Source organism: Ensifer sp. VA4, assembly GCF_055710065.1.
Map to the genome: position 1 here is coordinate 105,391 of NZ_JBVQPO010000015.1, position 24,011 is coordinate 129,401.

The following is a 24,011-nucleotide window of genomic DNA, read 5'->3' on the forward strand; positions in this document are numbered from 1 at the left end:
ATCCGTTCCTTGCGCCTCAGGCAGCTTCCTGCGCACTGCCATAGAGCGCGTCCTTGAAGGGTTGCGGGCCGACGCGGCGATAGGCTTCGAGGAAGGTCTCGTCCTTGTCGCGGCGAAGTCCCAGATAGGTGTCGACGATCGTCTCGACGGCATCGGTCACCTTCTCCGGCTCGAAGCCGCGGCCGATGATCTCGCCGATCGAGGTGTTCTCGTCGCCGGAGCCGCCGAGCGTGATCTGATAGAGTTCCGCACCCTTCTTCTCGACACCGAGCAGGCCGATATGGCCGACATGGTGATGACCGCAGGCGTTGATGCAGCCGGAGATCTTGATCTTCAGCTCGCCGATTTCGGCCTGGCGCTCGGGCGAGCCGAAGCGGTTCGAAATCTCCTGGGCCACCGGAATGGAGCGTGCATTGGCAAGCGCGCAGTAGTCCAGCCCCGGACAGGCAATGATATCCGTGATCAGGCCGGCATTGGCGGTCGCAAGGCCGGCGGCAACGAGCGCACGGTAAACCGGCTCGAGATCGGCCAGCGCCACATGCGGCAGGATGAGGTTCTGCTCGTGGCTGACGCGAATTTCGTCGAAGGCATATTCCTCGGCGATATCGGCAACGGCATCCATCTGCGCGTCGCTGGCGTCACCCGGAATGCCGCCGATCGGCTTCAGCGAGATCGTCACCATGCCGTAATCCGGGTGCTTGTGCGGCTGCACGTTCTGCTGCACCCAGCGGGCAAAGTCCGCATCGGTCTTCTTCCAGCGCGCGAGGCTCTCCCAGCCTTCGGCGCGGTTGCCGAGCGCCGGCGGCGCGAAATAGGTGGCGATCGCCTGGATGTCCGTCTCAGGCAGCCTCAGCTCCGTGTCCTTGAGTGCAGCAAATTCGACCTCGACCTGGCGCGCCAGTTCTTCGGCGCCGGTCTCGTGCACGAGGATCTTGATGCGGGCCTTGTACTTGTTGTCGCGGCGGCCGTGGAGGTTGTACACGCGCATGATCGCCGTCGTGTAGGACAGCAGGTCCTCTTCCGGCAGGAAGTCGCGGATCTTCTTGGCGATCATCGGGGTGCGGCCCTGGCCACCGCCGACATAGACGGCAAAGCCGATGCGGCCGTTCTCGTCCTTCTTGAGGTGCAGACCGATATCGTGGACCTGGATCGCGGCGCGGTCACGTTCGGCGCCGGTGACGGCGATCTTGAACTTGCGCGGGAGGAACGAGAACTCCGGGTGAACGCTCGACCATTGTCTCAGGATCTCGGCATAAGGCCTTGGATCAGCGACCTCATCGGCCGCCGCCCCGGCGAAGTGATCGGCGGTGACATTGCGAATGCAGTTGCCCGAAGTCTGGAGCGCGTGCATCTCGACCGTCGCCAGTTCCTGCAGGATATCCGGCGTATCGGAAAGGCGCGGCCAGTTGTACTGGATGTTCTGGCGGGTGGTGAAGTGGCCATAGCCGCGGTCATATTTGCGCGCGATATGGGCGAGCATGCGCATCTGACGGCTCGACAACGTGCCATAGGGAATGGCGACGCGCAGCATATAGGCATGCAGCTGCAAATAGACTCCGTTCATCAGGCGCAGCGGCTTGAAGGCATCTTCGGCGAGCTCGCCGCTCAGGCGGCGCCCGACCTGATCGCGGAACTGTTCGACGCGGGAGGAAACGAAAGCGTGGTCGAATTCATCGTAACGGTACATCGGGTATCGGTTCCTCAGGCAGCGTGTTTCGGGCCGGCCAGACCGTTGTAGCCGGCAGCATAGGGGATGGACGGGCCTTCGGCGCGGATGCGTTCACGCATGCGCAGCGGCCGAAGCGTGCCGTTGATCTCTTCGACGTCGACGACATTGACGTCGACGACCTTGTTATCCTCGAACGCCTGCTTGCCCGTGGCTTCGAGTGCCGTCACGGCCTCGGCATGGCGGGCAACAAAGGCATCCTGAAGCGATTCGGCCCAGTTGCCGGCGGCATCCAGCCAGACGGAAATGCCGTCCGAAAGCCGATTTGCCGTCAAAACCTTGCTCACCATCGTCTCTTCCTCAGCTCAAAATCTGTTCGTTGCGCCCGGAGGCGACTTCAGCGGTCTTCTTGGCACCGCGTGATTTGCCGACGACGAGCGGTTCGGACCGCCCGAAGTTGGCGCCGGCAACGGCCTCGCCAATGATGACCATGACCGGACCTGAAAGCTCGCTCCGGTTTTCGAGATCCGGAAGATCCTTCAGCGTGCCATGCAGCAAGCGACGATCCGCGCGGCTGGCGTTCTCGATGACGGCGACGGTCGTTTCCGCCGGAAGGCCCGCCTGCATCAGACGGCCAGCGACGGACGCGGCGACAGTCCGGCCCATATAGACCGCGATCGTGGCACCGGAAACGGCAAGCCGTGCCCAATCGGGCAGAACTTCGCCGGTCAGATCGTGACCGGTGGTGAAGACCAGCGAAGAGGCAACGCCGCGCAGCGTCAGCGGCAATTCGAAATCAGCGGCGGCAGCAAAGGCCGACGTAATCCCCGGGACGATCTCATAGCTGATACCGGCTTCGCGCAGTGCTGCCATTTCTTCGCCAGCGCGGCCGTAGACCAAGGGATCACCGGACTTCAGGCGAACGACTCGCTTGCCTTCGGCCGCGAGCGCCACGAGCAACTGGTTGATCTCGTCCTGAGACTTCGTGTGGCAGCCCTTGCGCTTGCCGACGGACAGGCGCTCGGCGTCGCGGCGGCCCATATCGACGATCGCCTGCGGCACCAGCGCGTCATAGACGATCGCATCGGCCTCCATCATCACGCGCTGAGCGCGAAGCGTCAGCAGGTCTTCAGCGCCCGGACCGGCACCAACGAGCCAGACATGGCCAGCCGCCTTCTCGGGCGCATCGAGCAGACGCGACGCCTCGCGGCGGGCAGCCGCCAGATCGCCGCCGGCGACCCTGTCGGCGACCGGACCCAGGAAGAACCGGCGCCAGAAGAGGCGGCGCGCCACACCACGCGGCACCAGGCGGTCAACGGCCTCGCGATAGCTCGCGGCGAGCGATGCAACGACACCGAGGGAAGGCGAAAGGAGCTGATCGATCTGGGCGCGGATCATCTGGGCCAGCACCGGCCCTGCCCCTTCGGTGCCGATGGCGACTGCGACCGGGGCACGATTGACGAGCGCCGGCGTGAAGAAGTCGCAAAAGTCGGGCTGGTCGACTGCATTGGCCGGGATCCTGCGTTCACGCGCCGCGACAACGATGCGCCGGTCATCGGCAACATTGCCGGTCGCGGCAAAAACGAGGATGGCGCCGTCGAGCTGCTCGGGAGCGAAGGCGGCCGCCACGCGTTCGATCGCGCGATCACGAAGGTACTGCGCGAACTCTGTTTCCGGCTCATCGGCGTAGACGACGATCGAGGCTTCCGTGTTCAGCAACAGCCGCACCTTGGCAAAGGCCTCGTCGCCATTGCCGAACACCGCCACGCGCTTCTGCGCGACGCGAAAGAATGCGGGGAAAACGGCGAGCTGCTGCGTCATGGTCTGGCAGAGGGTTCCTTCTACAGGCTGCGCCGAATATCCCGCATGGAACACGACAATTGAAGGAACAGAAATTTCAATGCCTTTCCGGTCCCGTATTGTTTTGCTCGGTGGTGCACCATTTTGAGCAAATATCTCCGGTCCCCTTAAGCCGCCGACCCTTCCGCGGCCATTGCGCCGCGGGGGCAACCTCCGTTAAATGCGGTCACTGACCTGCCGGAGATGCAAGACATGACCCAATCGGACCTCGCCGAACGGCTTTTGACCGTCATCGAGCAGAATATCCTGCCGCTCACCGAAAAGGGTGTGGCCGCAGGCAACAAGGTGTTTGGCGCTGCGATCCTGCGCAAATCCGACCTGTCGCTGGTGCTGGCGGAAACCAATAACGAGACGGAAAACCCGCTCTGGCATGGTGAGGTCCACACGCTGAAGCGTTTCTACGAGATGGCGGAGAAGCCCGATACGCGCGATCTCATTTTCCTGTCGACGCACGAGCCCTGCTCCATGTGCCTTTCGGCCATCACCTGGGCCGGTTTCGACAATTTCTATTACTTCTTCAGCCACGAAGATTCGCGCGACAGTTTCGCGATCCCGCATGATCTGAAGATCCTGAAGGAAGTCTTCCGCCTGGAGCCGGGTGGCTACGCCAAGGACAACGCCTTCTGGCATTCGGCCTCGATCGCGGACCTTGCGAAGGGCGCCGATACTGAGACCCGTGCGCGGCTTGCCGCCCAGGATGCCCGCATCCGCGCCCGCTACCAGAGCCTTTCCGATAGCTACCAGTCGGGCAAGGATCAGAACGCCATTCCGCTGAACTGAGATCCATGGAACCTTCGCGCGACATCCAACGCCTGCTCGACATCATGGCGGCGCTTCGCCAACCCGAGACCGGCTGCCCCTGGGACATCGTTCAGACCTTCGAGACGATCAAGCCCTATACGATCGAGGAAGCCTATGAGGTCGCCGACGCCATCGAGCGCGGCGACATGCACGACCTTTGCGACGAACTCGGCGATCTTCTTCTGCAGGTGGTGTTCCACGCCCGCATGGCGGAGGAAGCGGGTGACTTCGCCTTCGGCGACGTCGTCGAGGCAGTAACGCGCAAGATGATCCGCCGGCATCCGCATGTCTTTGCCCGTTCCGACGCCGATACGCCCGAGGCGGTCAAGTTGCAATGGGACCAGATCAAGCAGGCAGAGAAGGCAGAACGGCAGGCGAGACGCACCAAGCACGGCCTCGCCCCGGATGCCGCTAAGAGCCACCTCGGTTCGGTCCAGCGCTCGTTTCCGGCGCTTGTCGAAGCCCTGAAACTGCAGGAGCGCGCGGCAAAGGTCGGCTTCGACTGGTCGGAACCTGAACCGATCCTCGACAAGATCGAGGAGGAGATCGGCGAACTGCGCCAGGCGCTGCGCGAAAAGGATCGCGCCAAGGTCAGCGACGAACTGGGCGACCTGATCTTCGCAGTGGTCAATATCGGCCGCCACGTCGGGACTGATCCCGAAATGGCGCTTCGCGGCACCAACACCAAGTTCCGCCGCCGCTTCGCCCATATCGAGCGCGAGCTAGAAGCCGGCGGCGAGACGCTGGATAACGCGACGCTGGAGCGGATGGAAGAGCTTTGGCAGGCGGCCAAGGCGATCGAGCGGCAGCTCGGCTAAGACCGTCGGGACGCATGATGTTTCCGATGCGTCCCTCGCAGGCAGCCAGCGAACCGATGGCTCGAGCAAAACGTTTGGGCTAACCAGTCTTTGGCTTACCAGTCTTCTTCGACGGGCTTCGGCCCGTTTCCGAGACGGCGTTCCAGATCGGACGCCTCGTTTTCGGTCAGCCGGAGATCGAGGCTCACGCGCCCGTCTTCCAGATCCTCGCGGCCGTCGACGATGGCGTGCTGATAGATCCAGGGCAGAAGCTGCAACTGGTCGATGCCGAGAACGACGGTGCATTCCGTCAGAACGCCCGACAGGCGTCGGCCGATTTCGGCGAGCAGTTCGTCAACGCCCTCACCGGTAATCGCCGAGACGGCAACCGTATTTTCCGAGGTCGCTGCCTTGCCGCGCAACGCTTCGCGCGATTCGACATCCAGCCGGTCAATCTTGTTCCAGACCTCGATCAGCCGTTCGGACGCTTCCTTCTCGTCGATGCCGAGATCGGCGAGAATGCGGAGCACATCGCTTGCCTGCGCCTGGTTGTCCGGGTCGGAGAGATCACGCACGTGCAAGATCAGATCCGCCTCCAGCACCTCTTCGAGCGTCGCGCGGAAGGCAGCGACGAGGTGCGTCGGCAGGTCGGAAATGAAACCGACGGTGTCGGAGAGGATCACCATGCGGCCATGCGGCAGCTTCAGACGCCGAAGCGTCGGATCGAGCGTCGCAAACAGCATGTCCTCGGCGAGCACGCCCGCCCCGGTCATGCGGTTGAAAAGCGTGGACTTGCCGGCGTTGGTATAGCCGACGAGGGCGACGATCGGATGCGGCACCTTCTTGCGCTTGGAACGGTGCAGCTGCCGGGTCCGGCGGACCTGTTCCAGTTCGCGCTCGAGCTTGACGATGCGGTCCTGCAGCAAGCGCCGGTCCGCTTCGATCTGGGTTTCACCCGGGCCACCCATGAAGCCGCCGCCACCGCGCTGACGCTCAAGGTGGGTCCAGCTTCGGACCAAGCGGCCTTTCTGGTAGTTGAGATGCGCAAGATCGACCTGCAGCGTGCCTTCCTTGGTGGAAGCGCGGCGCCCGAAAATCTCGAGGATGAGGCCCGTTCGGTCGATGACCTTGGCGTTCCATCCCTTCTCGAGATTGCGCTGCTGCACCGGCGTCAAGGGATGATCGACGATAACGAGACCGGCATCCTGTTCGACGAGGATATGGCCGATCTCCTCGATCTTGCCGGTGCCGAGCAAGGTGCCGGGCTTCGGCTGCGCCACCGGAACGATGGCGCCATGCACGACATCGAGGTCGATCGCCAGCGCCAGCCCGGTCGCCTCCTCGAGGCGGCTTTCATCCGAGCGTGTGGTCGTGGCCGAGAGTATCTCTGCGGACTGTCTTCCGGTCTTTTTCAAGACCGGAACGATGACGACCGCGCGCATGTCGTCGCGGAGCTTCTCGAGCTCCGGAATGATCGACGACGATTTTGAATCCCGCTTGGTAATGTGCCTAACGTCCCGTCAGGATGCGGCTTCTTCGTTCTCGAACATCTGCAGCGGCTGGCCGGGCATGATGGTCGAGATCGCGTGCTTGTAGACCAGTTGCGAGTGGCCATCGCGACGCAACAGGACGCAGAAATTATCAAAAGATGTCACGACACCGGTGAGCTTGACACCGTTGATAAGGAAAATTGTCAATGAAATCTTTTGCTTGCGGACCGTGTTGAGAAAGAGATCCTGCAAGTTTTGAGAACGTTCCGCCATCGCGCCGCTTCTTTCTTATTTGCCGGCGTTTCGCGCCGGTGCATTTTTGTCGATATCTGCAATCAGAGGCGCCACAAGTACCTTCCCCGACACCTCTCTAAGTTTGGTATCAAATCAATGTCTTTTCCGCAACGCCGAAAAAGGCTTCACGAATATTCTGTGCTATGCTTCCCGGATGGCCATTGCCGATCGGCCTGCCGTCCACCGAAACGACCGGAAAGCAGATGCTGGTAGCAGCGGTGATGAAGACCTCGCGCGCCGCGAGCATTTCCTCGATCGAGAATGCTCTCTCCTCGACCTTGAGCCCAAGCGGGCCCGCCACGTCCATCAGTGTGGTGCGGGTGATTCCCTTCAGGATTCCGTGCTCGGCCGGGCGTGTGCGCAGCGTTCCGTCGCGATCGACGATCCAGACATTGGTCGCGGCGCCCTCCTTCACCGTGCCATCGGCGTCGACGAAAATCGCCTCCTGCGCACCCTCCTCCTTCGCCTTCTGGCGGGCAAGCACGTTGGGCAGAAGCCCGACGGACTTGATGTCCACCCGGTCCCATCGGTTTTCCGGTACGGTGATGGCCGAGATCCCCTGCGTCGCCTTTTTGGCGATGGCTTCGGCATCGGTGCGCTTCGCCGTCACCACGATCGTCGGTTTGGTCTCCGTGGCCGGAAATACATGGTCGCGGCGCGCCACGCCGCGCGTGACCTGCATATAGAACAGACCATTCCGAACCCGGTTGCGCCGGATCACTTCCCGGATCACATGCACGAGCGCCGCACGGCGCATCGGCCAGGCGATGCGCAATTCACGAAGCGAACGGTCGAGACGATCGAGATGCCGGTTGAGATCGACGATGTAACCATGACGGACCTCGCAGACCTCGTAGACACCGTCTGCAAACTGATAACCGCGGTCCTCGATATGGACTGCGGCGTCGGCATGCGGCACGTAGGCACCGTTGACATAAGCAATTCTCGGCATGGATCTCGGCCTTAAAAATACTGGATGCTGACGCGGAAAAGTTGTTCGACATGCCGCACGGCATCGGCGGCGGCAAAGAGCACCACACGGTCCTTTGCCTTGATCTTTGTATTGCCATCCGGGCGGATGAACGTCTTGTCGCGGTAGAGCGCGCCGATGCGGATGCCATCGGGAAGCTCGAGGTCACGCAAGGCCCTGCCAACCAGCGGCGACGTTTCCAGCGCTTCGGCCTCGATCACCTCGGCCATTCCCTTCTGCACCGCGTAGATGGAGCGGATGCGTCCCTTGCGCACGTGCTGCAGCACGCGGGAGATCGTCACGGCGCGCGGGTTCACATAGGCGTCCACGCCAGCCGTGCCGGCAAAATCCTGATAGGACGGTTCGTTGATCAGCACGAGCGTCGACTTGGCGCCGAGCCGCTTCGCCATCATGCTGCCGAGGATGTTGATCTGGTCATTGTTCGTCAGCGCGACCACGAGATCGGCATCCTGAACGTCAGCCTGCGCCAGGATTCGCTGATCCATCGCGGAACCGTTGAGGACAACGGTGTTGCTCAGCTTATCCGCCATCACCACTGCCCGGTCGCGATCGCTCTCGATCAGCTTCACCCGGGTCCGCGGCTGATGCTCCTCGATGGTCTTGGCAACGAAGTAGCCGACATTGCCGCCGCCGAAGATGATGATGCGCCGCGCTTCCTGCTCCTCATGGCCGAAGAGCGCCAGGGTCCGGCGGGCATGGTCCCGGTCGCAAACGACATAGGCGATATCGCCTGCCTGCAACTGGTCATCAGAGTGCGGTACCATGACCTTGCCGTTGCGGAAGATACCGGTCACCGTCGCGAGCAGATCGGGGAACAGTTCGCTCAACTGCTGCAGCGGCGTGCCGACAACCGGGCAATCTTCGAGGCACTCGAAGGCGACCATGGCAATGCGGTCTTCGGCGAAACGCACGATGTCAATTGCACCGGGAAAGGAAATACGCCGCAATACCAGCCGCCCAACCTCGACCTCGGGCGAAATGGTGACGTCGATCGGCACGTTCTCACGGGAGAAGAGGTTCGAATATTCGGGCGCGAGATAGCTTTGCGCCCGAATGCGCGCAAGCTTCGTCGGCACGTTGAAGATTGCATGCGCCACTTCGCAGGCGACGATATTGACCTCGTCGGAAAGGGTGACGGCGATCAGCATGTCGGCCTGGTCGGCGCCAGCCCTGGCGAGCACGTCCGGATGCGCACCGTGTCCGACATAGCCACGCACATCAAGGCTTTCGGTGATGTTGGCAATCAACGCTGCCGACGTATCGATCACCGATACGTCGTTGTCTTCCTGTGCCAGCCGCTCGGCGATGCCATATCCGACCTGGCCCGCGCCACAAATGACTACCTTCATGTCGACCTTTCAAGGAGCTACAGCCACCTTTTGCATATAAGTCGCGCGGCGCTGTAGGAGCGCGGGTGCCAGGGCCGTAAGTTGTATCGACTCAGACGCCCAGCGACTTCAGCTTTCGATGCAGCGCCGACCGTTCCATACCGACGAATTCCGCCGTACGCGAAATATTGCCGCCGAATCGGTTGATCTGCGCGATCAGATAATCACGCTCGAACATTTCGCGAGCCTCGCGCAACGGCAAGGTCATGATGTGCTGGTCGCCCTGGGCCGAGATCTTCGGCAGGGTATCGCCCACTTCCGTCGGCAGCATGTCGGCAGAAATTGGCGTATCCGGACCGTCGCTGCGGGCAAGGATCATCAGCCGCTCGATGTTGTTGCGAAGCTGGCGGATGTTGCCGGGCCAGTCATGGGCCTGGAGCACGGCCAGCGCGTCGTCGCCGATCTTGCGCGGACGGATACCCGCCTGTTCGCTGACCTGGCGCATGAACATGTCGACGAGGAACGGAATGTCCTCGCGCCGCTCGGCGAGCGCCGGCACCCGTACCGGAATGACCGCAAGCCGATGGAACAGGTCTTCGCGGAAAAGGCCCTCGGAGATCATGTTTTCGAGATTGTAGGCCGTCGAAGAGATGATCCGTACATCGACCCGGACCCGCTTGGTGCCACCGACGCGTTCGAACTGTTGATCGACCAGCACGCGCAGGATCTTGTTCTGCGTCTCGCGCGGCATCTCGCCGATTTCGTCGAGATAGAGAATCCCGCCATGAGCCTCCTCAAGAGCGCCCGTGCGACGCGGCTGGCCCGGCGTGCCTTCGGTCCCGAAAAGCGCGATCTCCATGCGGTCAGGCGTGATCGCCGCGGCGTTCAGCGCCACGAACGGACCGGCGGAGCGCGTCGACTTGCGGTGAATCATCCGCGCGACCAGTTCCTTGCCCGACCCGGACGGCCCCTGGATCATGATGCGGCTGTTGGTCGGCGCGACCTTCTCGATCGTCTGACGAAGCTGCGACACGGCAACCGACGTGCCGATCAGCTCAACGGGATCGCCGGACTTCCTCTTCAGCTCAGAGACTTCGCGCTTGAGCTTCGAGTTCTCCAGCGCCCGCTCGGCAATCAGGATCAGCCGGTCGGCCTTGAAGGGCTTCTCGATGAAGTCGTAGGCGCCACGCTTGATGGCGTTGACGGCGGTCTCGATGTTGCCGTGACCGGAAATCATGACGACCGGGAGATCCGGATACCGTCCCTTGATCTCGTCGAGCAGCGCCAGTCCGTCGAGGCGGCTTCCCTGCATCCAGATATCGAGGAAGACGAGACGCGGCACGCGATCGCTGATCGCCGCCAGCGCGCTGTCGCTGTCGAAGGCGGTGCGGGTTTCGTGCCCCTCGTCAGAGAGGATACCCGACACGATCTCACGGATATCTTCCTCATCATCCACAACCAGAATATCAGCGGCCATCGCTCGCACCCTTATCCTTCAAACTGTCTTCGCCCCCAGTTTCTCCGGCAGGCGGCAGGATCACGCGGATCATCGCCCCGACACCGCCGTCGAAATCGGCTGGCGCGTCGTGCAATTCCAATTGTCCGCCATGGTCCTCAATGATCTTCTTGACGATGGCGAGCCCGAGGCCAGTGCCCTTCTCGCGCATCGTCATGTACGGCTCCAGAATCCTGTGCCGGTTCTCTGTCGGCAGGCCCTTGCCGTTGTCGATGATATCGACAACGAAACGACCCGAGGCCAGGTCAGTTCGCGCTCGTGCGACGATCATCGCGTGGCCCCGCACCGCATCAGCCGGCACCGCCTCGATCGATTCGACCGCATTCTTGACGATGTTGCCGAAGGCCTGGCCAAGCATGCGCCCATCGAACAGGCCTTCGAGCGGCTCTTCGCCGAGGTCCCGCACGAAATCGATGTGATTGTTGCCCATCTCGCGCAGGAACATCGCATCCTTCAGGATTGCGCGGAGATCGGCCTTCTCCTTGGTCGGCTTCGGCATGCGCGCGAAAGCCGAAAACTCGTCGACCATGCGGCCGATGTCTTCCACCTGGCGCACGATCGTATCGGTGCACTGGTCGAAGACGGCCTTGTCTTCCTGATTGATCTGCTTGCCGTAGCGGCGCTTCAGGCGCTCGGCGGAGAGCTGGATCGGCGTCAGCGGGTTCTTGATCTCGTGCGCGATGCGGCGCGCCACGTCGGCCCAGGCCGTCGATCGCTGCGCGATGACGAGGTCGGTGATGTCGTCGATGGTGATGACGTAGGATTCGTTCGACTCGCCGCCCTCTTCGCGCGTTACCTGAACGTTCAGCGTCCGCTCGGTTCCGCCGCGCATGATGTTGATCTGCTTGCGGTAATCGTTGCGATGGCGATTTTCGGCCTCGACCAGGACCTCTTCGATCTCCGGCGCCACCGTGCGCAGATCGGCCCCCAGGAGCTCAGGCGCCGCCTTCTTCAGGAAGTCTTCGGAGGAAGAGTTGGCGATGGTGATCTGCCGGTCGCGGCCGACACCGATCACGGCGGCGGTCACGCCTGAAAGAACGGCCTCGATGAACCGGCGGCGATGGTCGACCTCGTCCTTCGCCTCCAGGATCTGCTCCTGCTGGCTGCGGATTTCCGAGACCATCTTGTTGAAGGTGCGCGACAGGTTGCCAACGTCGCCGTCGACGGCGCGCACGGGCACGACGACATCGAGATTGCCCGAGGCGACGCTATCGGCAGCGCCGATCAATTGGCGAATGGGCCGGACGATCCGGTCGGCGACGGCGATGGCGGTCCAGATCGCCGCCAGGAGAACGATGAGCGCAAAGCCGATGTAGAGGACGCCGAAGGCGATCTGCGTGAAGGTCCGCCCGGCCTCCAGCATCTTGTACTCGGCCGTGTTCTCTTCCATCAGCCGCAGCGAGCGCATCACTTCCGGATCGACGTTGCGAACCGTGTAGAGATAAGTGCCCGGAATATCGTCGAGCGGAATCACGGCGCCGACGAGGTTGGTGACCCCTGGCGGGATCAGGGTCGGCTGGCCGGATACGGAGCTTTTCAGCGCGTCTGGCGGGATGGCCGGCAGCGGGCGGTCGGTGGAGATGTTGGCCTGGATGATGGCGCTACCGTCGGCCCGCACGAGGAAGGCGCCGAGCATGCCGCGGCCCCGTGCCTGGCGGGTCATCAGCTCCGTAAAGCCGGTGCGGTCGAGGCTGTAGAGCTGCCGGTTGCGTTCGAGGTCGTTCGCCATCGACACGGTCTGGCCCTGCAGGTAGCTGGCATTCTCGAGCACATAGGCCTGGGCGACGTTGATCGACGAGCGGACGATCGCCTGGGTTCGCAGCGAAAACCAGCGATCGAGACCGACATCGAGGGTGATGCTGGCAAAAATCGCGACGAGAACCGCCGGCGTGATCGCGACGATCGAAAACAGGGCAACGATGCGCACGTGCAGGCGCGCGGCGGCGCGGCCCTTGCTGCGGGCACGCAGCAGCCGCAGGATTTCTCGGGCGATCAGGTAGATAAGGCCGACGACGAACAGGCTGTTGATGGCAGCGCAGGCGATGACGACATTTCTCTCGAGCCGTATCGGCGTCAATCCGAGAAGCACGAGCAGCGAGACGGTGGCGCAGATCAAGGCGCCGGTCGCCAGCATCAGCCCCGGGAGAGCAAAGGACGCGCGCCGGTCCTGCGCCGCGAGTCCCTCATCTGTGCCCAGCGGCAAGGCCATTGCGTCCACCATAAAAAGCGTTCCCCCAACCGCCGCCTGCCGGCGACGGCATCACTTGCTGGCATTCTCTGGTCAAAGGTTGACCTCACCGCCCAAATGGGCTGCTGCGTTGCGGCCCCAGTCAATCAATTGGGTCAAATCAATTGAACGAGACGGCAACGACGGGCGATTCGGCGGTCGTCACACGTTCAAGCAACGCATTGTGGCGAAAATGCAACGGTGGTCGTGACCAAGTCAAGCGCTGCGTGAGCTGCGATAGACCGAAACGCCGAGTTCGCGGATTTTCTTGCGCAGCGTGTTACGGTTGAGGCCGAGCAAATCGGCCGCCTTGATCTGGTTACCACGGGTTGCGGTGAGCGCCGCCAGGATCAGCGGATACTCCATCTCTGCAAGCACCCGGTCGTAGAGGCCGGCCGGCGGCAAGGCATCGCCGAAACTTGCGAAATACTGGCGCATGTTTTCTTCGACGGCCTGCGAAATGGTGAGCGATCCCGGCCGCGCCGCGGTCTTCTCGATCGGACTGTCCGGTATCTCGGAACGCAACTCGTTTTCGATGATTTCGCGGGTGATCACATCCTGTGGATAAAGTGCCGTGAGGCGCCGCACCAGGTTTTCCAGCTCGCGCACGTTGCCCGGCCAGGCATGTGCCTTCATCAGTTCCAGCGCTTCGTGGTCGAAGCGCTTGACGTCGAGCCCTTCCTTTTCCGCCTGCTGGACGAAGTGGCGAACGAGATCCGGAATATCCTCTGCGCGGTCCCGCAGCGGCGGCAGACGCAACGGCACGACGTTGAGGCGATAATAGAGGTCTTCGCGGAACAGGCCCTGATTGATCGATTGCTTCAAGTCCTTGTTGGTCGCCGCCACGATGCGCACGTCCGAGCGAATCGGCGTGCGGCCGCCAACGGTCGTGTATTCCCCCTGCTGCAGAACGCGCAGCAGACGGGTCTGCGCGTCCATCGGCATGTCGCCGATTTCGTCGAGGAAGAGCGTGCCGCCCTCGGCCTGCTCGAAACGACCGGTCGAGCGCATCTGTGCGCCGGTGAAGGCGCCCTTCTCATGGCCGAAGAGTTCGGATTCGATCAGATCGCGCGGGATCGCCGCCATGTTGATCGCCACGAACGGGCCGTTGCGGCGCTTGCCGTAATCGTGCAGTGCGCGGGCGACGAGTTCCTTGCCGGTACCGGACTCGCCGGTGATCATCAGCGTCAGATCCGTCTGCATCAGGCGCGCCAGCACCCGGTAGATTTCCTGCATCGCCGCCGAACGGCCAACCAGCGGCATGCCGTCCTGGGTGTCGTCGTCGAGCTTCGCCGGGCGACGCTTGGGTTCCGAGAGCGCCCGGCCGATGATGCCGATGAGTTCGGTCAGGTCGAAGGGCTTCGGCAGATAGTCGTAAGCGCCCTTCTCCGAAGCCTTGATCGCCGTCATGAAGGTGTTCTGGGCGCTCATGACCAGCACCGGCAGATCGGGGCGCGCCTTCTTGATGCGTGGCAGCAGATCGAAGGCGTTCTCGTCGGGCATCACGACGTCGGTCACGACGAGATCGCCGTCGCCCGCCGCAATCCAGCGCCACAGCGTCGCCGCATTGGAGGTGATGCGGACATCGTAGCCGGCGCGGCTCAGCGCCTGGTTCAGCACGGTGCGAATGGCTGCGTCGTCATCCGCAACGAGGATCGTGGCACCCGTCATGCAAGGTTTCCTTTTGTCATCGGCATGTCGTCTTCATCCGCTGCCTGGCCCTTGGAGGCCGGCATCAGGACACGGAAAGTGGTGCGGTTCTGCTGGCTGTCGCATTCGACGATGCCGCCATGGGCGCCGATGATCTTGGCGACCAGCGCGAGCCCCAGGCCGGAACCGTTGGTCTTGGTGGTGATAAAGGGATCGAAGAGCAGCGGCAGAAGGTCGGAAGGCACGCCCGGCCCATTGTCGTGCACGCAGAATTCGAGCGGCAGAGAGATCTTCTCGCGCGTTCCGGCAACGGACAGGCGGATGCCCGGCCTGTAGGCTGTCGTCAGCACGATCTCGCCGTCACTGCGGTCGCCGATCGCTTCGGCCGCATTCTTGATCAGGTTCAGGAAAACCTGAACCAGTTGATCGCGGTTGGCGAAGACCGGCGGCAAGGACGGATCGTAGTTCTCCGCGAACTTGATTTGTCGCGCGAAGCCGGCCTTGGCGATCGCTTTCACGTGGTCGAGCACCGAGTGGATGTTCAGCGGCACGCGATCCACGGGGCGCTCGTCGGAAAACACCTCCATGCGATCGACCAGCGAGACGATACGGTCAGTTTCATCGCAGATCAGCCGCGTCAACGCCCTGTCTTCGTCATTGACCGAGGTTTCCAGCAGCTGTGCGGCACCGCGTATGCCGGAAAGCGGATTCTTGATCTCATGCGCCAGCATCGAGGCAAGGCCCGTCACCGAACGGGCAGCGCCGCGATGGGTCAGCTGCCTGTCGATCTTGTCGGCCATTGAGCGCTCCTGGAAGACGACGACGACCGCGCCCGGCTCGGAAAGGACCGGCGCGACATAGAGATCGACGAGCTTGTCGGCGCCGAGACGCGGCGAGCTCAGGTCGACGCGGTATTCATTTACCGGCGCCTTGCGTTCGCGGACCTGCTCGATCAGGGTCAGCAGCGGACTGCCGAAGGGGATGAAGGCGCTGATATTGTGGCGCGCCAAGTGGTTGGCACTGGCGCCGAAAAACGATTCGGCTTCCCAGTTGGCGAAGGCGACCAATCCATTGGCATCGACCAGAATCACCGGGTTCTGAATGGCGTTCAGAACAGCCATCGACAGACCATTCGCGGCCGCATCGGGAACGCTCGGTTTCTCGGTCATGCGGCAATTCCTTCTGCGACCATCTCGCCGTCAGACTCGGCCGGCGCCGCATCCAGCATCGCCGCACGCGCCCTGTCGCGGACAAATCGGACATCGGTCGACGTCAGGATTGCAGCCTTTTCCGCGCCTGCCATGTCGGGGGCGGCGCGGTCGAGATACCATGCGACATGCTTGCGGGCGTGCCGCAAGCCGACGTCGACGCCATAGAATTCGAGCATCATCTCGTAGTGCTCCGCAAAGGTATCGGCGATCTCCGCCTGCGAGGGGTGCTCGACGACACCGGCAAGAAAGCCGATGTGCCACGGGCGCCCCTGCGACGAGCGCCCGGCCATGACGGCGTCGGCACCCGACCGGCGAAGAATCTCTTCCGCGTCGGCGATCGTCTCCACGTCGCCATTGGCGACCAGCGGAACGGTAACGACGTCGCGAACCGGGCGAATTGCATCCCAATCGGCCCTGCCGTTGTAGAACTGCATGCGCGTGCGGCCGTGCACGGTAATCGCCTTCACGCCCGCCTCTTCGGCGCGTTTCGCAATCAGCGGCGCATTGATGGAGTTTTCGTCCCAGCCGAGCCGCATCTTCAGCGTCACCGGCACGTCGACGGCGTTTACCGTTGCATCGACCAAGGACAACGCGTGGTCGGGATCGCGCATCAGCGCCGAGCCGGAATAACCGCCCGTCACTTTCTTGGCCGGGCAGCCCATGTTGATGTCGATGATATCGGCACCATTGTCAGCGGCGATCCTGGCGGCTTCAGCCATCCAATGCGCTTCCCGACCGGCGAGCTGGACGATGTGCGGCTTGATGCCCGAATTCTTCAGGCGCGCCCAGGATTCCGACGCATTGCAGACCAGCTCGCGGCTCGCAACCATCTCGGTAACGACGAAGCCGGCGCCGAAGCGCCAGGCGAGCCGCCGGAATGGCAGATCGGTGACACCGGACATGGGCGCAAGCGCAACCCGGTTGCGGATTTCGATCGTCCCGATCCGGAGCGGTGATGAAAGAGCCGGAATTGGCAAATGCTTATCTTTCAGGCACATGTTGTTGCTGCACTATTTTTAGACATTGTTCTTGAGCTTGCCAAGCGATTTCGGCGCCTTGCGCAAATTTCCTAGCTTGGCTGGCAAAGCACGATCCTTCGCGGTACATCACGGCGAAGATCGGCGAATGCGGGACCTCATACAGAAGATGCAGCCTCAAGAACAGCTCAAGTGCGGCGTGGTGATCGTTGCAGCCGGGCGCGGCGAACGTGCAGGACAATCCGCCGAAGGTCCGAAGCAGTATCGAACCATCGGCGACCGCCCCGTTATCGCCCATACGCTTGACACTTTCGCGACATGGCCGGGCGCAGGCCCGATCGTCGTCGTCATCCACCCGGACGACGAGGCCTTGTTCGACGCGGCACGCAAACGCTCGGTGGCCGGCGACGTGATCATCGTCCATGGCGGTGCGACGCGGCAGATATCCGTGCTCGCCGGCCTCGAGGCACTCGCCGGGACCGGCGTAGGCCATGTCATGATCCACGATGCGGTTCGCCCCTTTGCCGATCACGCGCTGCTTTCGCGCTGTGCCGCCGCGCTCGGCGGCGAGGTCAAGGCCGTTCTGCCGGCGGTCGCGGTCGCGGACACGCTCAAGCGCGCGGGCAAGGGCAGCGTCGTGCTGGAGACTGTGCCGCGCGACGGTCTCTATGGCGCGCAAACACCGCAGACCTTCGATCTTCCGGCCATTCTTGCCGCACACCGGGATGCGGCCAAGAGCGGCCGCACCGATTTCACTGACGATGCTTCGATCGCCGAATGGGCCGGCCTCAAGGTCGTCCTCGTCGAGGGCATGGTGGACAACGTCAAGCTTACGTTGAGAAGGGATATCGCCATGGCCGACGAGAAACTCAAGCGCACCGCCCTGCCCGACGTGCGTACGGGCAACGGTTACGACGTGCACCAGTTGATCGAGGGTGACGGCGTCACGCTCTGCGGCGTCTTCATTCCGCACACGAAAAAGCTCTCCGGCCACTCCGATGCGGACGTGGCGCTGCACGCGCTCACCGACGCGCTGCTCGCCACCTGCGGCGCCGGCGACATCGGCGACCATTTCCCGCCGTCCGATCCACAATGGAAGGGTGCGCCGTCGCGCATTTTCCTGGAACACGCCGCACGCATCGTGCGCGAGCGCGGCGGCGTCATCACCAATGCCGACATCTCGCTCATCGCCGAAGCGCCGAAGGTCGGGCCGCATCGCCTGACGATGCGTCAGAACCTCGCGGACATGCTGGGGATTTCGCTCGACCGCTGCTCCGTCAAGGCCACGACGAACGAACGCCTCGGCTTCGTCGGCCGCGATGAAGGCATTGCCGCCATCGCCACGGCCACCGTCATCTATGGGAGCCTTTCGTGATGTGGCCCGCCGACATCGAAGTCAAGGCTGGCGAAATCATCGCCGAGCTCACGGCACGCGGCCTCAAGGTCGCGACGGCCGAATCCTGCACGGGCGGCCTGATCACGGGAGCGCTCACCGAGATTTCCGGTTCGTCTGCCGTCGTCGATCGCGGATTCGTCACCTATTCCAACGAAGCGAAGGTCGCCATGCTTGGTGTCGAGGAGGCGACGCTTGCCGCCCATGGTGCGGTTTCGCGCCAAACGGCAATCGAGATGGTCGAAGGCGCGGTGCGACATTCGGCGGCGGATTTTGCGGTGGCCGTCACCGGCATTGCCGGTCCCAGCGGCGGTTCGGCCGAAAAGCCAGTCGGGCTCGTGCACCTTGCGGCATCCGGGCGAAATGGTGAGATGCTGCATCGAGAGATGCGTTATGGCGACATCGGCCGCAGTGGCATCCGGCTTGCGACCGTCCGCACCGCGCTCGACATGCTCGCGGAAATCGCTCAGATCGCGTAGATTCTGTCGGCGCGTTTTTCGAAGGCGTCGGAGAACATCCGGAAGGCGCGGTCGAACATCGAGCCCATCAAGGCGCCGAGTATGCGGCTCTTGAACTCGTAGTCGATATAGAAATGCACGACCGACTGGCCCTCGCCCGCCGGTTCGAAACGCCAACGGTTGTCGAGATACTTGAACGGCCCGTCGATGTATTTGACGTCGATCGCACGCTCGGCCTTGTTCAACAACACCTGTGTCGTGAAGGTCTCGCGGATCGCCTTGTAGCCGACGGTCATGTCGGCAAGTAGCAGCAGCTTGCCGTCGCGCTCCTTGCGTGAGCGCACCGTCAACGCCTCGCAGAGCGGCAGGAATTCGGGATAGCGCTCGACATCGGCGACGAGATCGAACATCTGGTCGGCGCTATGCTTGACGACGTGGTTGGTTTCGAAATGTGGCATGTCCGAGAGCTAGTGGCCCCGCTTTATCTTAGCAAGTAGCAACGCCGTTTCGGCGTGCGATTTCAACACGAGAACCGGCAGGTCGGCATGGGCCGCCAGTTGCATCTCGATCTCAACCGCATCCCGGCGCTCGAAGTTCCAGATATACCGAAGGAAATCGAGATCGACCTTCTCCGGGCAGTCGTCGGCCATATCGGGACGGGTCTTTTTCCAATAGGCGAACCAGCGCAGAAACACCCCGAGCAGCGAGACCCAGCGCGGCGGCCGCATCCAGATCACGACATGCGCGCGCGGCAGCCTGAGCGGCAGCGTCTTCGGGCCCGTGCCATCCATGATCCAGCGTTCGCCGGCCGCAGCCTTCGAGATCAGCGCCAGCATCTCCTGTCGCGGCCGAAGCTTCCATCCCGGCATCCAGAAGAACTCCCGGTCCATCGCCAGATGCGGCAGGTCGAGCCGTTCGGAGAGTTGCCGGGAAAGCGTGCTCTTGCCGCTGCCGGAACAGCCGATCACCAGAATACGTTGCGCATTCCCGAGATGCGACGCTGCCTCTTCCCCGTTCATAAATCGCGGCATCGGCTCGCCTCCTCTGAAGACAGCCGTTAGGCGATCGAGCGGGCCGATGCAAGCTTGGCGCGAGCGTCCGAACGTCGCGCCATGGCCTGGGCAAGCGTCCCTGTAAAAACAAACTCTCAAAACAAAACAGCTCCGGCGCAAGCGCCGGAGCTGATCGTTCTCGAAACGCGCAGTCCGCCTTACTCGGCAGCCTGCAGCTTTTTCTCGCGCGCCGCCCTCAGACGGGCAAAGTCATCGCCGGCATGGTGCGACGAGCGCGTCAGCGGGCTCGAAGAAACCATGAGGAAACCCTTGGTATAGGCGACGGTCTCGTAGGACTTGAACTCCTCGGGGGTCACGAACTTCTCGACCTTGTGGTGCTTGCGGGTCGGCTGCAGGTATTGGCCGATCGTCAGGAAGTCGACATCCGCGGTGCGCAGGTCGTCCATCAGTTGCAGCACTTCGTTGCGTTCCTCGCCGAGGCCGACCATGATGCCGGACTTGGTGAACATCGTCGGGTCCAGTTCCTTCACGCGCTGCAACAGGCGCACGGAGTGGAAATAGCGCGCGCCCGGGCGGACCGTCAGATAGTTGCCCGGCACCGTTTCCATGTTGTGGTTGAAGACGTCGGGCTTGGCGGCGACGACGCGTTCCAGCGCACCCGGTTTCTTCAGGAAGTCCGGCGTCAGGATCTCGATGGTGGTCGTCGGCGAAGCCTCGCGGATCGCCCAGATGACCTTTTCGAAATGCTCGGCACCACCATCTTCCAGATCGTCGCGGTCGACGGAGGTGATGACGACGTGGCTCAGCCCCATCTGCTTGACGGCCTTGGCAATGTTTGCCGGCTCTTCGAGATCGAGCGCATTCGGCTTGCCGGTCGCGACGTTGCAGAAGGCGCAGGCGCGGGTGCAGATTTCACCCATGATCATGAAGGTGGCGTGCTTCTTGTCCCAACATTCGCCGATGTTCGGGCAGCCGGCCTCTTCGCAGACCGTGACGAGCTTGTTGCTCTTCACGATCGAACGCGTCTCCTGATAGCCCTTCGACATCGGCGCCTTGACGCGGATCCAGTCCGGCTTGCGCATCACTTCCGTGTCGGGCTTGTGCGCCTTTTCCGGGTGGCGGACGCGTTGCGCCCGGTCAGAGACGGCATCGAACACCGTTACCATACTGTCATCCTCGTCGCGGCGGGACCGGCGTCAGGCCGGGTGACCCATTTTCGCTCTATATAGACGGCCCGACGGGAAATGTCAGGCCGTCTTTACTTGATGCCCGACGGAAGCGCGGAAGGCCCGGCAGACTATCGTTTGACGGCGCGACCAGCGGCAATCAACAGGCAGGCGCCGATGAAGCCGATGACCAGGTAGGCGACCCAGCCGGCAAAAGCCATGCCGAAGGCCGCCAGGATGAAGTTCAGCACCACCGCGCCGATGATGCCGAGCAATATGTTCATGAACAGGCCCATGTCGCTGCTCATGAACTTCTCCGCGAGCCACCCGGCCAAACCGCCGATGATGATCGCAGCCAGAATACCGACGCCGTTCACGCTCATTTTCGTCTCCGTGCATTGAGAACATGGCCGTCCTCAATGCCGAAGCCGCCGCAAAAGTTCCGGCGCCGGACAACCGTTAGGCGTTCAGCGCACGGCCATAGGCGTCGAGCACGCTTTCCTTCATCGTCTCCGAGATCGTCGGGTGCGGGAAGATCGTGTGCATCAGGTCTTCTTCCGTCGTCTCCAGGTTCATGGCGACGACGAAGCCCTGGATGAGTTCGGTCACTTCGGCGCCGACCATGTGGGCGCCGAGCAGTTCGCCGGTCTTCTTGTCGAAGATCGTCTTGACCAGGCCCTGGTCCTCGCCGAGCGCGATCGCCTTGCCGTTGGCGACGAACGGGAAGCGGCCGACGCGGATATCGCGGCCGAGTTCCTTGGCCTTGGCTTCGGTGAGGCCGACGGAGGCAACCTGCGGATGGCAATAGGTGCAGCCCGGGATCTTCAGCTTGTCCATCGGGTGGACGTTCGGCAGGCCGGCGATCTTCTCGACGCAGATCACCGCCTCGTGCTCGGCCTTGTGGGCAAGCATCGGCGGGCCGGCGACGTCGCCGATCGCGTAGACGCCGGGCACGTTGGTCTTGCCGTAGCCGTCAATGACGATGCAGCCGCGGTCCGTCTTCACGCCGAGCGCCTCAAGGCCGAGGTTCTCGATGTTGCCCTGGACGCCGACGGCCGAGATCATGCGGTCGGCGGTGATCTTCTCGACCTTGCCGTCCTTCATCTCGACATGGGCGGTGATCGAGTTGGCAGCCTTCTCGACCTTCGTCACCTTGGCTTCGAGATGGATCTTCATCCCCTGCTTTTCGAACTGCTTCTTGGCGATCGCCGAGATCTCGGCGTCCTCGACCGGCATGACCGTCGACAAGACTTCGACAACTGTCACGTCGACGCCCATCGTGCGGTAGAAGGAGGCGAATTCGATGCCGATCGCGCCGGAGCCCATGACGACAAGCGACTTCGGCATTTCCTCGGGCTTCATCGCCTCGAAATAGGTCCAGATCAGCTTGCCATCGGGCTCGATGCCGGGAAGTGCGCGCGGACGGGCGCCGGTCGCGATGATGATGTGCTTAGCGGTATAGGTGCCCTCGCCCTTGGTGTTCTTCGGCAGCGGCGCCTGCGGCTGGACGGCCGGCTTCGTCGACTTGCCGACGACGATTTCGCCGGGCTTCGTCAGCTTCGCTTCGCCCCAGATCACGTCGACCTTGTTCTTCTTCATCAGGAAGCCGACGCCGCCGTTCATGCGCTCGGCAATGCCGCGCGAGCGCGCGACGATCGCCTTGAGGTCCGGCGTCACCGTGCCCTCGATCTTGACGCCATAGGCGCCCGGATGCTGAGCGTAGTGCAGGACTTCGGCCGAACGCAAGAGCGCCTTGGTCGGGATGCAGCCCCAGTTGGAGCAGATGCCGGCCAGATGCTCGCGCTCGACGACCGCGGTCTTCAAACCAAGCTGTGCTGCGCGGATGGCGGCGATGTAGCCCCCCGGACCCGAACCGATGACGATGACGTCGTAATTCTCAGCCATATGTTTCCTGCCTTTGTCTCAAGCGACCTTGCGGGTGAACAGCACCCAGTCGTGTTTCTTGCTTTCGTCAAAGAGCGGAACCGCCTCGGCGCGCGCTGCCTCGCCGAAGCCGTTTGCTCTGTATAGTGCCTGGGCGCTCACGTTGTGGCTTTCGGTGATCAGGCTCACCGGCGCCGATCCGGCGCGTTCGAATTCCCTTGCCAGGAGCGCGCTACCGATCCCGCGGGCGCGCTGATGGCGATAGACGCCGAGGCTTTCGATGAACCAGTGGCCGACGATCTGCCTTTGCAGCGCGAGCAAGGGTTCCAGCACCGGGTGCTTGGCGACGATCTCCAGAACCTCCGGACCGATCGCATAGCCAACCGACAGACCGGCAATCTCGTCATCGGTTTCGGCAACCAGCGCGTCGCGCCAGTTTCCAGGCCCGGGCTCCTCGCGAAGCTTGTTGCGGCCGCGCTCGAAAGCCGTGTCCGTCACTCCATGGAGGACGGCGCCGTACCAGAGCCAGGAGGCAAAGCCGTGCGCGGCGATGTCGACGAGAATGGCGAGCTCGGCCGCCTCACGTCTTTCCGCCGGACGAATGGTGACGCCCCCCACCATTCTTAGATCCCAAGCATCATCCGCACGACCGGTTCGAGACCCCGGCCGATCGCACGCGTATTCTCCGCATCGAGATGCACGCCATCGAGCGGCGTGGTCATCGCGACGGATCCGGCATCGAAGAAGCCGCAATCAAGTTCGTCGGCAAGATCGCGATAGAGCGGCGCCAGCATGGCTGACTGCTCGACGCCGCCGGCGAACATGGCGGCAAATCCGGCATCGGCAGTTTCGCAGAGCGCCGGCGGCGCGACGATCAGGATCTCCGGTCCCTCCTCGCCCTCGACCGGCCAGTCATGCCGGCGCACGAGGTTGACGAGACGCTGAATACCCTTCACGGCGCCGAAGGCGGTTCCGTGGATCACCGGCTTCATGTCGTTGGAGCCGAGAAGAAATATAATGAGATCGAGCGGCGCGTGGCTGTGCAGCACCGTCGGCAGCACTTTTGCACCATTGCGATCGCAATCGGCGAGATGATCGTCATAGGCGGTCGTGCGACCGTTCAACCCCTCGGCGATAACCTGGACGTCAGAACCGAGCGCCTTCTGCAGCACACTCGGCCAGCGATCGGCAAGCGGGTGGCGGCCTCCGTCCGCGGCATCATAGCCCCAGGTCAGACTGTCGCCATAGCAGAGAACTGTTTTCATCGTCCGGGTCCGCCTTCGACTGCG

Annotated in this window: 23 protein-coding genes; 4 read left to right on the plus strand and 19 right to left on the minus strand. The window is 62.8% G+C overall.

Annotated features, from left to right (window positions below; translation table 11 throughout):
- Nucleotides 1-16: 16 nt before the first annotated feature.
- From AC0C6X_RS25250 to cysG, 3 genes are read right to left on the minus strand one after another with little or no spacing between them, the layout of a single operon-like run.
- On the minus strand, nucleotides 17-1,687 hold the full coding sequence (locus AC0C6X_RS25250) for a nitrite/sulfite reductase (RefSeq protein WP_472955854.1): 1,671 nt from the start codon (nucleotides 1,685-1,687) through the stop codon (nucleotides 17-19).
- Nucleotides 1,688-1,701: 14 nt separating this feature from the next.
- Entirely contained in the window at nucleotides 1,702-2,016 is a 315-nt protein-coding gene (locus tag AC0C6X_RS25255) for a DUF2849 domain-containing protein (protein WP_173516356.1), read from the minus strand.
- 10 nt (nucleotides 2,017-2,026) lie between these two features.
- On the minus strand, nucleotides 2,027-3,487 hold the full coding sequence (cysG, locus tag AC0C6X_RS25260; protein WP_472955855.1) for a siroheme synthase CysG: 1,461 nt from the start codon (nucleotides 3,485-3,487) through the stop codon (nucleotides 2,027-2,029).
- 231 nt (nucleotides 3,488-3,718) lie between these two features.
- Here cysG and AC0C6X_RS25265 point away from each other — a divergent pair, with 231 nt between their 5' ends.
- Together AC0C6X_RS25265 and mazG are read left to right on the plus strand one after the other, a co-directional pair.
- Nucleotides 3,719-4,306 (plus strand): deaminase, encoded by a 588-nt coding sequence (locus AC0C6X_RS25265; protein WP_173516354.1) that lies wholly within the window; start codon nucleotides 3,719-3,721, stop codon nucleotides 4,304-4,306.
- A 5-nt stretch (nucleotides 4,307-4,311) separates the two neighbouring features.
- A complete protein-coding gene (gene mazG / locus AC0C6X_RS25270; RefSeq protein ID WP_173516353.1) occupies nucleotides 4,312-5,145 on the plus strand; it encodes a nucleoside triphosphate pyrophosphohydrolase in 834 nt (277 codons plus the stop codon).
- A gap of 95 nt (nucleotides 5,146-5,240) precedes the next feature.
- On the opposite strand, the gene hflX is transcribed toward mazG, so the two are convergent.
- From hflX to dusB, 9 genes are all read right to left on the minus strand, one after another.
- Nucleotides 5,241-6,566 (minus strand): GTPase HflX, encoded by a 1,326-nt coding sequence (gene hflX / locus AC0C6X_RS25275; RefSeq protein ID WP_472955856.1) that lies wholly within the window; start codon nucleotides 6,564-6,566, stop codon nucleotides 5,241-5,243.
- A gap of 78 nt (nucleotides 6,567-6,644) precedes the next feature.
- A complete protein-coding gene (hfq, locus tag AC0C6X_RS25280) occupies nucleotides 6,645-6,887 on the minus strand; it encodes an RNA chaperone Hfq (RefSeq protein WP_003535434.1) in 243 nt (80 codons plus the stop codon).
- A gap of 109 nt (nucleotides 6,888-6,996) precedes the next feature.
- Nucleotides 6,997-7,860, minus strand: a complete 864-nt coding sequence (locus tag AC0C6X_RS25285; protein WP_472955860.1) for a D-amino-acid transaminase — start codon at nucleotides 7,858-7,860, stop codon at nucleotides 6,997-6,999.
- Nucleotides 7,861-7,871: 11 nt separating this feature from the next.
- Nucleotides 7,872-9,248 (minus strand): Trk system potassium transporter TrkA, encoded by a 1,377-nt coding sequence (gene trkA, locus AC0C6X_RS25290; RefSeq protein ID WP_173516351.1) that lies wholly within the window; start codon nucleotides 9,246-9,248, stop codon nucleotides 7,872-7,874.
- Nucleotides 9,249-9,339: 91 nt separating this feature from the next.
- Nucleotides 9,340-10,704, minus strand: coding sequence for a two-component system response regulator NtrX (ntrX, locus tag AC0C6X_RS25295; RefSeq protein ID WP_173516350.1), 1,365 nt, complete (start codon nucleotides 10,702-10,704; stop codon nucleotides 9,340-9,342).
- Nucleotides 10,694-12,964, minus strand: coding sequence for a sensor histidine kinase NtrY-like (locus tag AC0C6X_RS25300; protein ID WP_173516349.1), 2,271 nt, complete (start codon nucleotides 12,962-12,964; stop codon nucleotides 10,694-10,696). The genes ntrX and AC0C6X_RS25300 overlap by 11 nt, the downstream gene beginning before the upstream one ends.
- A gap of 222 nt (nucleotides 12,965-13,186) precedes the next feature.
- Nucleotides 13,187-14,641 (minus strand): nitrogen regulation protein NR(I), encoded by a 1,455-nt coding sequence (gene ntrC / locus AC0C6X_RS25305; protein WP_173516348.1) that lies wholly within the window; start codon nucleotides 14,639-14,641, stop codon nucleotides 13,187-13,189.
- Entirely contained in the window at nucleotides 14,638-15,789 is a 1,152-nt protein-coding gene (locus AC0C6X_RS25310) for a two-component system sensor histidine kinase NtrB (protein WP_173516347.1), read from the minus strand. The genes ntrC and AC0C6X_RS25310 overlap by 4 nt, the downstream gene beginning before the upstream one ends.
- Nucleotides 15,786-16,829: a tRNA dihydrouridine synthase DusB gene (dusB, locus tag AC0C6X_RS25315; protein ID WP_173516346.1), complete on the minus strand. Its 1,044-nt coding sequence runs from the start codon at nucleotides 16,827-16,829 to the stop codon at nucleotides 15,786-15,788. The genes AC0C6X_RS25310 and dusB overlap by 4 nt, the downstream gene beginning before the upstream one ends.
- 148 nt (nucleotides 16,830-16,977) lie before the next feature.
- Here dusB and AC0C6X_RS25320 point away from each other — a divergent pair, with 148 nt between their 5' ends.
- Together AC0C6X_RS25320 and AC0C6X_RS25325 are read left to right on the plus strand one after the other, a co-directional pair.
- Nucleotides 16,978-18,183 carry a bifunctional 2-C-methyl-D-erythritol 4-phosphate cytidylyltransferase/2-C-methyl-D-erythritol 2,4-cyclodiphosphate synthase gene (locus AC0C6X_RS25320; RefSeq protein WP_472955910.1) on the plus strand — a complete coding sequence of 402 codons (1,206 nt, stop codon included), beginning with the start codon at nucleotides 16,978-16,980 and terminating at the stop codon, nucleotides 18,181-18,183.
- Nucleotides 18,183-18,680 (plus strand): CinA family protein, encoded by a 498-nt coding sequence (locus tag AC0C6X_RS25325; RefSeq protein WP_472955911.1) that lies wholly within the window; start codon nucleotides 18,183-18,185, stop codon nucleotides 18,678-18,680. The genes AC0C6X_RS25320 and AC0C6X_RS25325 overlap by 1 nt, the downstream gene beginning before the upstream one ends.
- Here AC0C6X_RS25325 and AC0C6X_RS25330 read toward each other — a convergent pair.
- The 7 genes from AC0C6X_RS25330 to AC0C6X_RS25360 form a co-directional block, all read right to left on the minus strand.
- The gene (locus tag AC0C6X_RS25330; protein WP_173516344.1) at nucleotides 18,668-19,117 is read right to left on the minus strand and encodes a type II toxin-antitoxin system RatA family toxin; all 450 of its coding nucleotides are present in this window, start codon (nucleotides 19,115-19,117) and stop codon (nucleotides 18,668-18,670) included. The genes AC0C6X_RS25325 and AC0C6X_RS25330 overlap by 13 nt on opposite strands.
- Nucleotides 19,118-19,126: 9 nt before the next feature.
- Nucleotides 19,127-19,690, minus strand: a complete 564-nt coding sequence (locus AC0C6X_RS25335) for a P-loop NTPase family protein (RefSeq protein WP_247959072.1) — start codon at nucleotides 19,688-19,690, stop codon at nucleotides 19,127-19,129.
- 179 nt (nucleotides 19,691-19,869) lie between these two features.
- On the minus strand, nucleotides 19,870-20,838 hold the full coding sequence (gene lipA, locus AC0C6X_RS25340) for a lipoyl synthase (protein WP_173516343.1): 969 nt from the start codon (nucleotides 20,836-20,838) through the stop codon (nucleotides 19,870-19,872).
- Nucleotides 20,839-20,969: 131 nt separating this feature from the next.
- Nucleotides 20,970-21,221: a GlsB/YeaQ/YmgE family stress response membrane protein gene (locus AC0C6X_RS25345; RefSeq protein WP_173516342.1), complete on the minus strand. Its 252-nt coding sequence runs from the start codon at nucleotides 21,219-21,221 to the stop codon at nucleotides 20,970-20,972.
- 76 nt (nucleotides 21,222-21,297) lie between these two features.
- Nucleotides 21,298-22,743: a dihydrolipoyl dehydrogenase gene (gene lpdA, locus AC0C6X_RS25350; protein ID WP_173516341.1), complete on the minus strand. Its 1,446-nt coding sequence runs from the start codon at nucleotides 22,741-22,743 to the stop codon at nucleotides 21,298-21,300.
- A gap of 18 nt (nucleotides 22,744-22,761) precedes the next feature.
- Nucleotides 22,762-23,343: a GNAT family N-acetyltransferase gene (locus AC0C6X_RS25355; RefSeq protein ID WP_173516340.1), complete on the minus strand. Its 582-nt coding sequence runs from the start codon at nucleotides 23,341-23,343 to the stop codon at nucleotides 22,762-22,764.
- A gap of 2 nt (nucleotides 23,344-23,345) precedes the next feature.
- Nucleotides 23,346-23,987 (minus strand): SGNH/GDSL hydrolase family protein, encoded by a 642-nt coding sequence (locus AC0C6X_RS25360; RefSeq protein WP_173516339.1) that lies wholly within the window; start codon nucleotides 23,985-23,987, stop codon nucleotides 23,346-23,348.
- Nucleotides 23,988-24,011: the final 24 nt, after the last annotated feature.